This is a genomic window from Streptomyces sp. NPDC002867, from assembly GCF_053591895.1.
Genome location: NZ_JBSFUR010000018.1, coordinates 90,937 through 105,746 on the forward strand (window position 1 = coordinate 90,937; position 14,810 = coordinate 105,746).

General features: G+C 71.3%; 16 protein-coding genes. 10 read left to right on the forward strand and 6 right to left on the reverse strand.

Going from position 1 to position 14,810, the window contains the following annotated elements; genetic code table 11:
* Positions 1-52: 52 nt before the first annotated feature.
* The 8 genes from msrA to ACWD0A_RS19240 all read left to right on the forward strand — a co-directional run bounded on the left by msrA (position 53) and on the right by ACWD0A_RS19240 (position 7,017).
* Positions 53-715: a peptide-methionine (S)-S-oxide reductase MsrA gene (msrA, locus tag ACWD0A_RS19205; RefSeq protein ID WP_451299573.1), complete on the forward strand. Its 663-nt coding sequence runs from the start codon at positions 53-55 to the stop codon at positions 713-715.
* A gap of 276 nt (positions 716-991) precedes the next feature.
* Positions 992-1,309: a hypothetical protein gene (locus tag ACWD0A_RS19210; RefSeq protein WP_451299575.1), complete on the forward strand. Its 318-nt coding sequence runs from the start codon at positions 992-994 to the stop codon at positions 1,307-1,309.
* Positions 1,310-1,446: 137 nt separating this feature from the next.
* Complete coding sequence (locus ACWD0A_RS19215) at positions 1,447-2,115, forward strand: DUF5819 family protein (RefSeq protein ID WP_451299577.1); 669 nt, start codon at positions 1,447-1,449, stop codon at positions 2,113-2,115.
* Positions 2,112-3,158, forward strand: coding sequence for an HTTM domain-containing protein (locus ACWD0A_RS19220; protein ID WP_451299579.1), 1,047 nt, complete (start codon positions 2,112-2,114; stop codon positions 3,156-3,158). The genes ACWD0A_RS19215 and ACWD0A_RS19220 overlap by 4 nt, the downstream gene beginning before the upstream one ends.
* Positions 3,159-3,268: 110 nt before the next feature.
* On the forward strand, positions 3,269-4,702 hold the full coding sequence (locus tag ACWD0A_RS19225) for a serine hydrolase domain-containing protein (protein WP_451299581.1): 1,434 nt from the start codon (positions 3,269-3,271) through the stop codon (positions 4,700-4,702).
* A gap of 39 nt (positions 4,703-4,741) precedes the next feature.
* On the forward strand, positions 4,742-4,957 hold the full coding sequence (locus tag ACWD0A_RS19230; protein WP_451299583.1) for a hypothetical protein: 216 nt from the start codon (positions 4,742-4,744) through the stop codon (positions 4,955-4,957).
* Between the two features lie 44 nt (positions 4,958-5,001).
* Positions 5,002-6,591, forward strand: a complete 1,590-nt coding sequence (locus ACWD0A_RS19235; protein ID WP_451299660.1) for a hypothetical protein — start codon at positions 5,002-5,004, stop codon at positions 6,589-6,591.
* 45 nt (positions 6,592-6,636) lie between these two features.
* The gene (locus ACWD0A_RS19240; RefSeq protein WP_451299585.1) at positions 6,637-7,017 is read left to right on the forward strand and encodes a VOC family protein; all 381 of its coding nucleotides are present in this window, start codon (positions 6,637-6,639) and stop codon (positions 7,015-7,017) included.
* Between the two features lie 100 nt (positions 7,018-7,117).
* Here the strand turns inward: ACWD0A_RS19240 and ACWD0A_RS19245 are convergent, their stop codons facing one another.
* Together ACWD0A_RS19245 and ACWD0A_RS19250 are read right to left on the reverse strand one after the other, a co-directional pair.
* The gene (locus ACWD0A_RS19245; RefSeq protein WP_451299587.1) at positions 7,118-7,468 is read right to left on the reverse strand and encodes a DUF1330 domain-containing protein; all 351 of its coding nucleotides are present in this window, start codon (positions 7,466-7,468) and stop codon (positions 7,118-7,120) included.
* A 103-nt stretch (positions 7,469-7,571) separates the two neighbouring features.
* Positions 7,572-8,624: an NAD(P)-dependent alcohol dehydrogenase gene (locus ACWD0A_RS19250; protein WP_451299589.1), complete on the reverse strand. Its 1,053-nt coding sequence runs from the start codon at positions 8,622-8,624 to the stop codon at positions 7,572-7,574.
* Between the two features lie 127 nt (positions 8,625-8,751).
* On the opposite strand from ACWD0A_RS19250, the gene ACWD0A_RS19255 reads away from it, so the two are divergent.
* On the forward strand, positions 8,752-9,615 hold the full coding sequence (locus ACWD0A_RS19255) for a helix-turn-helix transcriptional regulator (RefSeq protein ID WP_451299591.1): 864 nt from the start codon (positions 8,752-8,754) through the stop codon (positions 9,613-9,615).
* Positions 9,616-9,621: 6 nt separating this feature from the next.
* Here ACWD0A_RS19255 and ACWD0A_RS19260 read toward each other — a convergent pair whose 3' ends face one another.
* The 3 genes from ACWD0A_RS19260 to ACWD0A_RS19270 form a co-directional block, all read right to left on the reverse strand.
* On the reverse strand, positions 9,622-10,620 hold the full coding sequence (locus ACWD0A_RS19260; RefSeq protein ID WP_451299593.1) for a GNAT family N-acetyltransferase: 999 nt from the start codon (positions 10,618-10,620) through the stop codon (positions 9,622-9,624).
* Positions 10,621-10,770: 150 nt separating this feature from the next.
* Positions 10,771-12,039 carry a L,D-transpeptidase gene (locus ACWD0A_RS19265; protein WP_451299595.1) on the reverse strand — a complete coding sequence of 423 codons (1,269 nt, stop codon included), beginning with the start codon at positions 12,037-12,039 and terminating at the stop codon, positions 10,771-10,773.
* Positions 12,040-12,386: 347 nt separating this feature from the next.
* Positions 12,387-12,764: a hypothetical protein gene (locus ACWD0A_RS19270; protein ID WP_451299597.1), complete on the reverse strand. Its 378-nt coding sequence runs from the start codon at positions 12,762-12,764 to the stop codon at positions 12,387-12,389.
* A 109-nt stretch (positions 12,765-12,873) separates the two neighbouring features.
* Between ACWD0A_RS19270 and ACWD0A_RS19275 the strand changes: the two genes are divergently transcribed.
* A complete protein-coding gene (locus ACWD0A_RS19275) occupies positions 12,874-13,161 on the forward strand; it encodes a hypothetical protein (RefSeq protein ID WP_451299599.1) in 288 nt (95 codons plus the stop codon).
* A gap of 66 nt (positions 13,162-13,227) precedes the next feature.
* Here ACWD0A_RS19275 and hutH read toward each other — a convergent pair whose 3' ends face one another.
* On the reverse strand, positions 13,228-14,769 hold the full coding sequence (gene hutH / locus ACWD0A_RS19280; protein WP_451299662.1) for a histidine ammonia-lyase: 1,542 nt from the start codon (positions 14,767-14,769) through the stop codon (positions 13,228-13,230).
* Between the last annotated feature and the right edge of the window lie 41 nt (positions 14,770-14,810).

The following is a 14,810-nucleotide window of genomic DNA, read 5'->3' on the forward strand; positions in this document are numbered from 1 at the left end:
CGGTGGCGCCGGGACGTTGTTCCCGGTGCCGTCACCGTGAAGGAGAACCGCCATGCTCTTCGGCCGTACGCCCGTGCTGCCCACCCCGGAGGAGGCCCTCAAGGGCCGCCCCGCCCCGTCCTTCACCGTCCCCGACCGCCACACGGTCCTCGGCAACCCGCTGCTGGGCCCCTACCCCGAGGGCCTGGAGGTCGCCGACTTCGCCCTGGGCTGCTTCTGGGGCGCGGAGCGGAAGTTCTGGCAGACGAAGGGCGTGTGGACGACCCTCGTCGGCTACCAGGGCGGCCACACGCCGAACCCGACGTACGAAGAGGCCTGCTCGGGCCTGACCGGTCACACGGAGGCGGTCCGCGTCGTCTTCGACCCCGCGGTCGTGTCGTACGAGCAGCTGCTGAAGCTGTTCTGGGAGTCCCACGACCCGACCCAGGGCTTCCGCCAGGGCAACGACGTGGGCACCCAGTACCGCTCGGCGATCTACACCCACTCCCCGGCCCAGGAGTCCGCGGCCAAGGCGTCGCGCGAGTCCTACCAGAAGGTCCTGACGGGCTCGGGCTACGGCACGATCACCACGGAACTGCTGCCGGCGGAGGGCCGCCCGTTCTATCCGGCCGAGGCGTACCACCAGCAGTACCTCGACAAGAACCCGGGCGGTTACTGCGGCATCGGCGGCACGGGCGTGAGCTGCCCGATCGGCGTGGCGCCGGCCGGCGGGTGAGCGCCGGCTCCGCCGGTTGATCCGCCGGGGGCTGCCGGATTTCCACCTGACTTTCCCCGGAAAGCCCCTGCCCCAGAATCCGGAATAGTTCATTCCGAAACCTTTGGCCACCGCCTGTGCCGTCAGTCACAAGATGATCAAGGCCCTGTTTCGTAACGTAAGATGATCTTCAGCGCGCCACTGGTGCGCCAGTTTTGAGTTGACCATCAAAACGTTATTGATCTGGGGAAATTAATGCGCCGAATCGCCTTGACGGCCGCGGCAGTTACTGCCGGAATGGCCGCCGGCATCGTCTTCACCTCGTCGGCATCCGCCGAGCCGTCGAACGCCGGAGTGCAGCAGGGGACCACCGCTGCCGCATTCGCAGAGGCGGCAGCGAAGCCGGAGAACGTCGTCGACCCTTCGGTCCAGCCGAGGTCCTGGGCCTCCTTCCTGAAGAAGGCCGCGGGGTCCGCCGCCGGTTCGGCCGCCTACGACTACGTCAAGGCCGTGGGCGCCATTCCGAAGAACAAGAGCGGCCGTCAGTTCCGCCGTGGCGACGTGGCCGGTTACGAGTCCCCGAGCCACGTGGACCTCTCGCGCTCCTTCGACTGACCGGACACAGAGCAGGACGGCGGGCGCGGCAGTGCCGCGCCCGCCGCACGGGGAAACAAGAGAACAAAGTGACGGAAGACAACGAGGTCCGAAGTCTTGCGAACGGAAGCAGGGGCAGGCGTTTCACTCTGTCCTCGGTGGGACTTCTGGTCTCCGGAATCCTGCTGTTCCACTTCGGCATGACCGCTCTCCACAACAGTCCGTTCAATCCGGTGCGCGAGCGCTACGACGAGCAGATCCACGCGTACATGTCGCCGTACTTCCAGCAGGACTGGCACCTTTTCGCACCGAATCCGATCGCGGACGACGCGGGGTGGCTGGTGCGCGCGCAGAAGCGCGAGCCGGACGGTTCCGTCACGACCACCGACTGGGTGGACGTGACCTCGCCGCACATCGCCAAGTTGCACCGGCAGCGCTTCTGGCCCTCCCGCGTCGAGCGCCTGGCGCCGTCCGTACGCCAGCAGCTCGAATCCTGGCGGGACCCGCAGCTGGACAAGCTGCGCCTCGAGAACAGCCCGCCCGATGCCGGCAAGAGCGCCGAGCGCGATGATCCCACGGACGCACGCGAGCTCGACCCCCCTCTGACGCCGGGGGAGCTCGTCGGGCGCGACAACACACTGCTCTACATCCGCGCCCTCGCAAGTGACGAGGCGACCGCGCTGTGGGGTGAGCGCATCAGCGCCGTACAGGTACGCGTGGTGACCAACGAGTATCCGCGGTTCTCCGAACGCAAGGTCCGGAGCAACAAGGGAAAGATCGAATACTACGATCTCGCCTGGATGAAGCCATTGAAGGTCGCCCGATGACATTCGACGGCATATCCGCGGTGCTGCGCGCGGCGGCGGCCCGCAGGCGCACGGCCTTTCACGCCCGGCTCGACGATCTCAGTCTGCGGCGCCGCTCCCTCATCGGAAGCGCGCTGGCGCGCATCCTGCTGGGCGCTCTCGGTTTCTACTACTACGCCCGCGATTACTTCGAGCGCACCTACCTCTGGGGCCCTGACGGTATCTGGCCCTGGCAGAATTTCACCGGGCCGGCGGGAGGCGAGGGAATCTCCCTCTATTCCGTGAGCCGGTCGGAGATCTGGTTCGAGGCGGTCTTCCATCTGGGCATGCTGGCGGCGCTGTTGTTCATGCTGGGCTGGCGGACACGCGTGATGACCGTCCTGCACTACGTCTTCCTGTGGTCCCTGCATCAGCGAAACCCCGTCCTTCTCGACGGCGGGGACAACGTCATGGCCATCGTCCTGGTGTTCTTCCTCTGCATCGACTCGGGAGCCCGGTTCTCGCTCGACTCCCGCCGCAGGGGAAAGAGGGACAGCGAAGGAAGGACCGGGACCGAAGACGGCCGGGAGTCGCTGCGATCCCGTTCCGTTTCCCTCGTGCACAACGCCGGCGTGCTGGCGGTGGTCCTCCAGGTCTGCACGGTGTATCTCGTGTCGGGCATGTACAAGGTGCAGGGCGAACGCTGGCAGAACGGCACGGCCCTTTACTACATCCTCAGAGTCGACGAGTTCGGATGGCCCGGTGTCAACCGGTACATCTATGAAAGCGCGCTGCTGGTGGTGGCCCTCACCTATGCCACCGTCTTCTTCCAGCTCGCTTTCTCCTTCCTGCTCCTGCACCGGCGCCGGCGCGTCTTCGCGGTGGCCGGAGGAGTCCTCCTGCACCTGGGAATCGGCTTCCACATGGCCGGACTGATCACGTTCTCCCTGACCATGGTGGCCCTCGAACTGGTCATCATGGGCGATGCCCACTACCGGCGGCTGCGGAGAATCCTCCGGGCCGGGCCGGCGGAACAGTCCGGCACGGCCGTCCCGTCGTCCGCTCCCGTGCTCAGCGCCAAATGAACGACTGCGCCGGCCGGATGAGCCGCAAGCTGCACCCCCGTGCACGGCGCGCCGCGGCATGGGTGGCCACAGCGGCCCTCCTCGCTGTCTGCGGGGGTGCGGCAAGCCGGATGGCTCCCGCACCTCCGCGGCTCGGCTCCGCCTCCACCGGGGACGCGGATCTGACGGCCCAGGTGCGCGAGGCGGCGGGCGACGGGCGCGGATACCGGGGCATATCCGTCGCGGTGGTCGACGGGGGTTCGCTGCGGCTGGCCGGACTGGGCGACTCCGGCAACCCCGCGCACCGCCAGGTGGATTCCTCCACCGTGTTCGAGGCGGGCAGCGTGGGCAAACCCATGACCGGCATGCTGCTGGCCGACCTCGCGGACCGCGGGACCCTCGACCTCGGCACGCCCCTGGAACAGCTGCTGCCCGGCAGTCGTTTCGCCGACACCGCCGTCGCCGGCGCCACGCTCGAGGATCTGGCCACCCACCGCGCCGGCCTGGAGAAGATGCCCTCGGATCTCGGGACGGCCACGCGGACCCTGCGCCTGCGGCTGCTCGGGCAGGATCCCTACCAGGGCCTGGGCGAAGAAGAGGTGCTGGCTGCGGCCGGGACGTCGTCGGCACGCACCCCTGGCACGTACGCCTACTCCAACCTCGGTATGGCGCTGGCCGGTTACGCGGCGGCGCGCCGTACGGGGCGCCCGTATGGCGAACTGCTCACCACGCGCCTGTTCGCCCCGCTCGGCATGAGCGATTCACGCATCGTGCGCCGTGGCGATCCGGAGCCTCCCGGGACGGCGCGGGGCCAGCAGGCGACCGGCCCTTCCACGGACCACTGGTACGCCTCGGGGTACACCCCCGCCGGTGACGTGTGGACCACGGGCCGGGACCTCGGCCGTTTCCTGTACGGAGTCATGAAGGGGACGGCGCCCGGTGCGCGTGCCGCCGTACCCACGCACGACGCGGGCCCGCAGGCCCGGACGGGCCTGGGCTGGGTCACGACCACGCTCGACGGACACGCCGTCACCTGGCACAGCGGAGCGACGGGAGGCTTCACGTCGTACATCGCCTTCGACCGGGAGACCGGCCGCGGGGTCGCCGTGCTGTCGAACACCGACCGCCCCGTCGACGCCATCGGGCAGCGGTTGCTCGGCGTGTCCGCGACCGGGCCGCGGTCCGCCGGCACCGGCCACGCCCTGGGCACGGCACTGGCCACCCTGGCAGCGCCCCTCCCTCTGCTGGTGACCGGCCTTGTGCCCGGTTTTCCAGGGGCCAGGCGCCGCGTCCTGGCGGGCATTCACGCCCTCTCCGGGGCCGCCGCGCTGTGGCTCACCTGGCGGCTGGGCGACTGGCTCTCGCTGCCCCCGGCCCTGTGGACCGCCGGTGCCGCGGTGATGGCCTCCGGCTTCCTGTTCACCGTCGGCCGCACCGGCGGGCGATGCGCGCACACGAAACGCGCCAAGGACCGTACGACCGCCCGTACGACCGCCGGTGCGGCCTGCCGTGTCGTCACCGTGTGGGCCGGAGCTCTGGCCGTACTGCTCGCCCATCAACTGTGATCCCATCTCCCAACTCCCCGCACTCACCAGGAGAAGCACATGTCGGTCAAGAAGCCCTCGGACGAACGCCGGAAGACGTTCCCCCTGCAGATGCTCGGGTGTCTGCTCGCAGCGGGCTTGCTGTCCTTCCAGTCGCTTTCCGGCGACCGCCCCCTGTGGCTGCGGGTGATCTACGGTGCCGCGGCCCTGGTCCTCGCCACGGGAGTCGTCGTCTCGGTGACGACCCGGATCGCCTCTTCCCGCGCCTCCGACTGACGGCGGCCCGCGGATTCCCGCCCGTTAGGGTGTGCGCCGTGGGGATCAGCGCGCGAATCGTCACGGAGCCGGCCGCCGGAACGCGGGAGGCGGCGACGTGGTGGCGTGTCCCGCTGGTCGCGACGAGCGCCGTCGTGCCGCTGTACGTGCTGTGGGCCCTCGTGCTCGCGACCGGCGGCGGCGACCTGGCGGCGCAGTTCGCCTGGTCCGGGTTCTTCGAGCGGCACCCCGGCTCCGCGTACAACCTGTCCTGGTACGGCGGCATGCACACCGCGAACTACAGCGTGCTGACGCCGCCGCTGATGGCGCTCCTCGGTGTGCGCACGGTGTCGGTCGCCGCCGGTCTCGCGGCGACGTGGCTGCTGGCGCTGCTGTTCGTGCGGCGCGGCGTGCGGCAGCCGCTGTGGCCGGCGCTCGCGGGAGCGCTCGCGCTGTGGTGCAACATCGCGTCGGGCCGTACGACGTTCGCCGTGGGGGTCGCGATCGGTCTCGCGGCCGTGCTGTACGTGCGCCGCACGGCGCTCGCGACGGCGTGCGCGGCGCTGGCGACGGCGGCGAGCCCGGTGGCCGGGCTGTTCCTGCTGGTCGTGGGCGCGGCGTACGGGCTGGACCGGCGGTGGCGCAGGGCGGCGGTGCTGGTGCTGCCGCCGGTGGCGGTGGTGGGCGCGGTGACGCTGCTGTTCCCGTTCGAGGGCGAACAGCCCATGGCCGCGGGCAAGGTGTGGCTGCCGGTCGTGCTGTCCGCGGTGACGGCCGTCGCGGCGCCGCGCGAGTGGCGGGTGGTGCGGTACGGCGCCGGGATCTACGGCGTGGGGGTCGTGCTCACGTATCTGATCGCCTCACCGATCGGTACGAACGTGGAGCGGCTGCTGGGCCTCGCCGGTCCGCCCGTGCTGGTGGCGGCGGTGCTCGCGGGCGGTGTGGCGCGGATCCTGCGCACGCTGCTCGCCGCCGCGCTGGTGTTCAACGCGTACTGGCTGGCGGACAAGACGGAGGACGACCTGGTCGTCTCCAACGACGTGCCGGCGTGGGCGGCGCACACCGGCGGTGTCGTGGCCGAGCTGGAGCGGCTGGGCGCCGACCGTACGCGGGTCGAGGTGGTGCCCGCCCGCAACCACCGCGAGGCGACCGCGCTCGCGCCGCACGTGAACATGGCGCGTGGCTGGAACCGCCAGCTGGACGTGGAGCGCGGGCGGCTGTTCTACGACGGGTCGCTGTCCCCCGCGACGTACCGCACGTGGCTGGACCGCTGGGCGGTGGGCCTGGTGGCCCTGCACCACGGGAAGCCCGACGGACCCGCCGAGGGCGAGGCGGCGATCGTGCGGAGCGAACCGGCGTGGCTGGAGCGGGTGTGGAGGGACGCCCACTGGACGGTGTACCGCGTACGGGACGCGGTGCCGCTCGTAGGGGCCCCGGCGAGCGTGGTGCGCGGCGACGACGCGCAGCTGGTCGTCCGGATGCCCCGCGCGGGAACGGTGACGGTGCGGGTGGCGTACTCGCCGTGGCTGCGCGCGGAGGGGGCGTGTGTGCGGCCGGACGGCGCGTGGACGCGCCTGACCGTGCCGCACGCCGGTGAGTACCGGCTGGACTCGGCGTACCGGCTGCACCGTTCGGCGGGCGGCCACTGCGACTGAGCCCGGCGAGGCGGGATTGTCAGTGGCGTGTGTCACGCTCGGGCCATGATCGACCACATCTCGGTCCAGGTGGCGGACCCCGCGGCGAGTGCCGCGTTCTACGACCGTGTCCTCGCCACGCTCGGCGGCAAGCGGCTGTTCGAGCATGACGAGGGCAGGGTGATCGGGTACGGGACCTCGTTCCCGTCCTTCTGGATCGGCCCGGTGACGACGGGCGGGCAGGCGCGCGAGGCTCATCTCGCGTTCTCCGCGCCCGATCGCGCCGCCGTGCGGGCCTTCTTCACGGCGGCGGTGGACGCAGGTGCCGAGGTGCTGCACGAGCCGCGGGTATGGCCCGAGTACCACCCGGCGTACTACGGGGCGTTCGTCCGCGACCCGGACGGCAACAACGTGGAGGCGGTCTGCCACGTGCCGGAGCAGCCATAGCGGGTGCGGGCGCGTCCTGCGGCCGCCCTGCCAGGCCGGTCCGCGCCAGGGGCGGCGCGGTCGAGCACGGTGGCCGGCCGGGCCCGCCGGAGGGTGCGCGTCATGCCGCGGACTGCGCGGCGCGCAGCCGGGCCGCGGTCGCCGAGGCGTCGTAGCCGGGGGCGACCCCGTCGACGAGGACCACGTCGCCCGCCATGTGGCGGGTGCGCAGCGGTACCAGCTCCTGGTAGGCGGCGGACGCGTACCAGGCGCGCGCCTCGTCGATGCCGGGGAAGCCTATGACGACGAGCCCGCCCGGCCAGCTGCCTTCGAGCACCTCGACGGTGGCGCCGTGCACGAGGAAGCGGCCGCCGAAGGGGGCGAGGGTCGACTGGATGCGCTCCATGTAGGCGAACACCTCCTCGTCGAGGCGGGCGGCGGGGTGCATGTGGCCGACGGCGTACGCGGTCATGGTGTCCTCCCGGGATCGGGGCCGTTGCGGTGCCTCGATCCTGCCGGGAACGGCGGCGCCCGGCGATTACCCGTGAGGTAACCGCCGGGCGCCGGCGCGTGCGTCAGATCGTCGCCGTGTCGATGACGAAGCGGTAGCGGACGTCGCTCGCGAGCACCCGCTCGTACGCCTCGTTGATCTGGTCGGCCCGGATCAGCTCGATCTCGGCCCCGAAGCCGTGCTCGGCGCAGAAGTCGAGCATCTCCTGCGTCTCGCGGATGCCGCCGATCATGGAGCCCGCGAGGGTCTTGCGGCCGCCGATGACGGAGAACAGGTTGAGGGAGACCGGCTCCTCGGGCGCACCGACGTTGACGAGGGCGCCGTCGGTCTTCAGCAGGCTCAGGTACTTGTCGAACGGCAGCGGGGCGGACACGGTCGACACGATCAGGTCGAAGGTGCCGGCCAGCGCCTCGAACGTCGCGTCGTCGCTGGTCGCGTAGTAGTGGTCGGCGCCCAGCGCGAGGCCGTCGTCCTTCTTGCGCAGCGTCTGGGACAGCACGGTCACCTCGGCGCCGAGCGCGTGCGCGATCTTGACGCCCATGTGGCCGAGGCCGCCGAGCCCGACGACGGCGACCTTCTTGCCGGGGCCGGCGTTCCAGTGGCGCAGCGGCGAGTACAGCGTGATGCCGGCGCACAGCAGCGGCGCGGCCTCGTCGAGGGACAGCCCCTCGGGAATGCGGACGGTGTAGTTCTCGTCGACGACGATGTGCGTGGAGTAGCCGCCGTAGGTGGGCTCCCCGTTCTTGTCGAGCGCGTTGTACGTGGCGGTCCCGCCCCGGGTGCAGTACTGCTCCAGGCCCTGCCGGCAGTACGCGCACTCGCGGCAGGAGTCGACGAAGCAGCCGACGCCGACGCGGTCGCCCACCACGAACCTGGTGACGCCGGGTCCGACCTCGGTGACCACGCCGGCGATCTCGTGGCCCGGGACCATCGGGTAGATGCCCTGGCCCCAGCCGTCGCGGGCCTGGTGGATGTCGGAGTGGCAGATGCCCGCGTACTTGATCTCGATCAGGACGTCGTGCTCGCCGACGGCACGGCGGGGGATGGTCGTGCGCTCCAGCGGCGCGCCCGCTGCGGGAGCGGCGTATGCGGGGACAGAGGAAAGTTTCGTGGTCATGGCCACAAGCCTGTCCGGTCCGGAGCCTGCCACCCAGCCCTCTGCTGTGCCTACGTCCGCTGTGCCTACCACTGGCAGGGTCAGGACGGCACGACCGCACCGCCGCGCGACCCGGAATACTTGCTGCATGGACCAGCGTGCCGAACTCAGCGAATTCCTCCGGTCCCGGCGGGCCCGGCTGAAGCCGGAGGACGTCGGGCTGCCCGATTTCGGGCGTCACCGGCGGGTGCCGGGACTGCGCCGCGAGGAGCTGGCACAGCTGGCCGGTGTGTCCGTCGCGTACTACACGCGCCTGGAGCAGGGCAACGGGCAGAACGTGTCCACGGAGGTGCTGGATTCCATCGCCCGTGCGCTGCGCCTGACGGAGACGGAGCACGCGCATCTGACCCACCTGGCGAAGCCGAAGGCAAAGAAGAAGCGGGCGGCCGCGGCCCGGCCGCAGAAGGTCCGGCCCCAGCTGCAGCAGCTGATCGACGCGATGGAGACGGTGCCCGCGTTGTTCCTCGGGCGGCGGCTGGACATCCTGGGGTGGAACCGCATGGCTCGCGCGCTGCTCGGCGACTTCGCGGCGATGGCGCCGGACGAGCGCAACATGGCCCGGTTGATCTTCCTCGACCCGAACGCCCGCTCGCTCTACGCCGACTGGGAGTCCAAGGCGGTCGAGGTGGTGAGCGTGCTGCGGCTGTGCGCGGGCTGCTATCCGGACGACCCGCAGCTGTCGGCGCTGGTGGGCGAGCTGTCTGTCAAGAGCGAGGAGTTCCGCTCGATGTGGGCGGCGCACACGGTGCAGGACAAGGGCCACGGCGTCAAGCGGCTGCACCATCCGCTGGTGGGCGAGATGACGGTGGCGTACGAGACGCTGAGGTTCCCCGACGACCATGACCTGTCGCTGGTCACTTACCACACCGAGCCGGGCAGCCGCTCGGAGGAGTCGTTGCGGCTGCTGTCCGGCTGGGGCGTGGACGAGGCGGTGGACGCGGACGCCCGCTGAGCGGCGTCACTCCTCGAGCGTGGCCTGGAAGCAGCCGGCCGTCCGCTCGCGCCGGTAGCCGAGGCGTTCGTTGACGGCCAGCATCGGGCCGTTGTCGTCGGCGACGGTCGTGCCGATCTCCCGCACGCCGGGGCACGCCGCGGCGACGACGCCCATCATGTGGTGCTTGACGGCCGCGCCGAGACCGCGCCCGCGGTGGACGGGGACGACGACGGTGTCGTACTGGAGCGCCCTGGTGTCCGAGGGGTCGCGCAGGACGAGCTCGGTGTAGGCGGCGACGGTCTCGGCTCCGTCCGCCCGGTGGAGGACCGCCGAGGACAGGATGACTCCGCCGCGGTCCGCCACCACCTGCGCCGCGGCGCGCACGCGTGCCGCGTCCCAGGCGCGCGGGGCCTGGTCCATGTCGCCGGTGGGCGCGTCCCGCATGGCGTCGTGGGCCTCGGCGAAGGCGTCGGCCAGCCGGTCGGGCACCACGCCGGTCCAGTGCGCGTAGGCGTACCCGTCGGGCAGGACGGGCTCCGCCGGGCGGGCGGCGAGCGCGTCGGGGATGTTCTGTACGTACCAGCCGAGCGGGAGCACGTTCTCGAAGCCGAGGCCGCGGGCGAACGTCTCGCCCCGGCCGCCGCGTTCGACGACGGTGGACACGGAGGTCCGCCCGTCGTCGGCGAGTTGCGCGCAGGCGGCCTGCCACAGCGCGGCGCCGGTGCCCCGGTTCCTGGCGCGCGGGTGCACGGCGAGGACGTCGAGGAAGGCGGTGTGCCGGTTGGCTTCCTCGTCGAACAGCACGAGCGTGGCCACGCCGTCGTACGAGCCGTCGGCGGCGACGGCGGCGAGGTGGACGGCGCGGGTGCGGGGCCCGGGGTGGCGGAGCTTGCCCGCGCTCTCGGCCCGGCCGGGCGGGGGCACGGTGGCGGGCAGGTCGTGCGTATGGGCGGCACGGACGACGTCGTGCCAGGCGTCGACGGCGCGGTCGGCGGGTGCGGCGGGCAGGCGTAGGACGGTCATCCGGTGGACGCTACGGGTCCGGGCGGGCCGCCGCAGGCGAATGTACGCCGCCTCTCCGGGCCCCGGGCGGACTCGGGCCCGGCCCGCACACGAAAGCGGCGGCCCCCGTGTCCGGGTGCCGCCGCTTCGTGGTCGTGTACGGGGCGTGGATCAGACGGCGGAGCCGGCCTTCCACTGCGCCCAGTCCATGTTCCAGCCGTTCAGGCCGTTGTCCGGCTTGATGGTGGTGTCCTTGGAGTTCTTCACGATCACGACGTCGCCGATGATCGAGTTGTTGTAGAACCAGGCGCCCGGCTGCTTGGGGTCCTTCGCGCCCTTGACGTCGTTGAGGCCGACGCAGCCGTGGCTGGTGTTGGCGTTGCCGAAGACGGAGTCGGCGCCCCAGTAGTTGCCGTGGATGAACGTGCCCGACGTGGACAGCCGCATGGCGTGCGGGACGTCCTTGATGTCGTACTCGCCCTTGCCGTCGTCGTCGGTGAAGCCGACGGTGGCACCGTTCATCCGGGTCTCCTTGAACTTCTCGGAGATCACCATCTGACCGTTGTACGTGGGGTTCTCCGGCGAGCCGGCGGAGATCGGGATGGTCTTGACCGTCTTGCCGTCCTGCGTGACCGTCATGATCTTGGTGCTCGCGTCGACGGTGGAGACCTGGTTGCGGCCGATCGTGAACGAGACCGTCTTCTGCTGGACGCCGAAGACGCCGTCGGAGCCCTCGACGCCGTCGAGCGCGAGCTTCATGGTGACGGTCGAGCCCTCGGCCCAGTACTGCTCCGGGCGGAAGTCCAGACGCTGGCTGTTGAACCAGTGCCCGACGACCTCCTGGCCGCTGCTGGACGTGACGGTGATGCCGGACTGGACGGCCTTGCGGTCGGTGATCGGCTTGTTGAAGGTGATCGAGACCGGCATGCCGACGCCGACGGTGGAGCCGTCCTCGGGCGTGAAGTTGCCGATGAAGCTGTTCGCCGGCGAGACGGTGGTGAAGGACGCGTTCTCGTGGGCCTCCAGGCCCGCGGCGTCCTTGGCCGTCGCGGCGATCTTGTACGTGGTGGAGCGCTGCAGCTGGCCGTCCGGCTTCCAGCTCTTGCCGTCGGAGGAGAGGGTGCCCTCGACGGCCGTGCCGTCCGCCGTGGTCATGGTGACCTCGGTCAGGGTGCCGTCGGTGACGGTGACCTTGGCGGCGTTGTTGATGCTGGCGTTGGTCGAGCCGTTCTTCGGCGAGATCGCTATTCGGGCCTTGGAGACCTCCTTGGCCGCCGCCTCGTCGACCTCGGCCTGCGACGCCTTCGACCTCTCGGCGCCGGCTTGCTTGTCCCCGCCCCCGTCACTGCATGCGGAAAGCACCAGCACGCCGCCGAGCACCGCGGATGCGGCCATCAGGCCCCTGCGCCGCTTGCTGTCCGTCATCACACGCTTCTCCATCGTTGCCGATTCCCCTGACCCTCATCCATGGACAACCCCCATCTCGGGGCATCCGGTTCCCCATCCGCAAGGGATGTGGGAAATACCACTGCCTGGCGGCGTGACCCCCGACACCCACCTCACCGATGTGATCGACGCTGCTCCCGTCCCGACGGTTGCACGGGTCCCACAGATTCGGCGCGGTAATTCCGGCTCCCGGTGCGCCTGCCCGGCGGACCGGGACCTGAAGCATGTCGTCTCGCGGAGGGCCGGCCGCCTCGCGTGCCACGGCGGGCGTCCGTACCCCCTCCCATCATCTCTCTCGCCGGACCCGGCCCCGCACACGCCTCCCGTCCGGGCCCCGCGCGCTACTGCCTCCGCTCGTCCTCGGCGTCGCCCGCGTCGTCGTACTCGTCGTCCTCGTCGCGGATGCCGTCGAGGTCGTCGTCGAGGTCCCACTCCTGGGCCTCGGGGTCGTAGTCGACCTGCTCGCTGCTCCAGGACGCCTGCGCCAGCTCCACCCCGGGCACCTCGGCGACCAGGTCGAAGGGGTCGACGAGATACGCGAGGGCCTCCGCCTCGTCCTCGCGCACCGCGGACCGGGCGTGGGTGCGCTCCTCGTCCGGCATGAACTCGTCGGCGGCGATGCGCTCCAGTGCCGCGCCGGTCAGCACCTCGGAGTCCTCGATCTCCAGCACCAGCTCCACCCGCAGCCGTACAAACCGTGATGTCTCAGAAGTCGTCATGGAGCGGAGCGTAGGGTGCCCGGACGCCCGGCTTTCCCGCGACCCGCTGCTTTCACTAGCATCAGCTCACCCGGCCAATTCGAGGATGCCTCAAGGGGGGATCGAGTCCGTGTCCGTCGCACGTCGACCGCTGCTGACCGCCACTGCCGCAGGGACCCTGCTGTGTGCGCTGTGGTTCGTCCCCTCGGCGAACGCCACTGCCGAGAGACAGGGCGCGCATCAGTCCGGCGCCGGCCCGGTCGCCGACGCGGAGACCTCGGTCGGGCAGGAGCTGCGGCTCGCGGACACCGGCAGCGTGGACACCACCCCGTACGTGATCGGCGGGACGGCTTTCCTGGCGGTCGGCGCCGGTTTCGTGGCGTACTCCGTGCGCCGCCGCGGCGAGTACGCCGTCTGACGCTCACCCGACGCGCCGAAAGGGCCGCTCCGCCGGCGACGGCAGGGCGGCCCTTCCGCTCGGGCGTCAGGCCAGCGGTCCGGTCACCGGCTCCACGGCCGCGAGGAGCTTCCCCTCCCGTACGAACGTCTCCGCGGCGTCCAGGTCGGGCGCGAGGAAACGGTCCGGGCCCGGCCCCTCGACACCAGCCGCGCGCAGGGCGGCGATGGCGGCCTGCGAGGCGGGAGCCGGGGTCAGGTGGCGGCGCAGCTCGATGGCGCGGGTCGCCGCGTACAGCTCGACGGCGATGATGCGCGCCAGGTTGCCGACGGCGGTGCGCAGCTTGCGGGCGGCGGACCAGCCCATGGAGACGTGGTCCTCCTGCATGGCGGAGGACGGGATGGAGTCGGCGGACGCCGGGACGGCGAGCCGCTTCATCTCGCTGACCAGGGCGGCCTGCGTGTACTGGGCGATCATCAGGCCCGAGTCCACGCCGGCGTCGTCGGCGAGGAACGGGGGCAGGCCGTGCGAGCGGTTCTTGTCCAGGAGCCGGTCGGTGCGGCGCTCGGAGATCGAGCCGAGGTCGGCGGCGGCGACGGCGAGGAAGTCCAGGACGTAGGCGACGGGCGCACCGTGGAAGTTGCCGTTGGACTCCACCCTGCCGTCGCGCAGCACGATCGGGTTGTCGACGGCGGAGGCGAGCTCGCGGTCGGCGACCAGGCGGGCGTGCGCCATGGTGTCGCGGCCGGCGCCGGCGACCTGCGGGGCGCAGCGGACCGAGTACGCGTCCTGGACGCGGGGCGCTTCCTCCTCCTGGAAGTGGCCGGTGAGGCCCGAGCCCTTGAGGACGGCGAGCATGTTGGCCGCGGAGGCGCCCTGGCCGGGGTGCGGGCGGACGGTGTGCAGCTCGGGCGCGAGGACCTTCTCGGTGCCGAGCAGCGCCTCCAGGGAAAGCGCGGCGGTGATGTCGGCGGACTTGTAGAGGCGGTCGAGGTCGGCGAGGGCCATGATCAGCATGCCGAGCATGCCGTCGGTGCCGTTGAGGAGCGCGAGGCCCTCCTTCTCGCGCAGCTTCACGGGCTCGATGCCGTGCTCGGCGAGCAGCTCGCCGGCGGGCCGCACGGTGCCGTCCGGGCCCTCGGCGTCGCCTTCGCCCATGAGGGCGAGCGCGCAGTGCGACAGCGGCGCGAGGTCGCCGGAGCAGCCGAGGGAGCCGTACTCGTGGACGACGGGCGTGATGCCCGCGTTCAGCACGTCGGCCATGGTCTGCGCGACCTCGGGGCGTACGCCGGTGTACCCCGAGCACACGGTCTTGAGCCGCAGGAACATCAGGGCGCGCACGACCTCGCGCTCGACGCGCGGGCCCATGCCGGCGGCGTGCGAACGGACGATGTTGCGCTGGAGCTGGGCACGGAGTTCGGGGCTGATGTGCCGGGTGGCCAGGGCGCCGAATCCGGTGGAGACCCCGTAGACGGGCTCGGGCTTGGCGGCCAGGGCGTCCACGATGGAGCGGGCCTCGGCGAGGGCGGTGCGGGCTTCGGCGGAGAGCTCGACGCGGGCGCCTTCGCGGGCCACGGCGATGACGTCATCGGCGGTGGTACCGGACGTCCCCACCACGACTGTTTGCATATCCATATTCAGCAGCGTACGGACTGAATCCCAACCTGTCA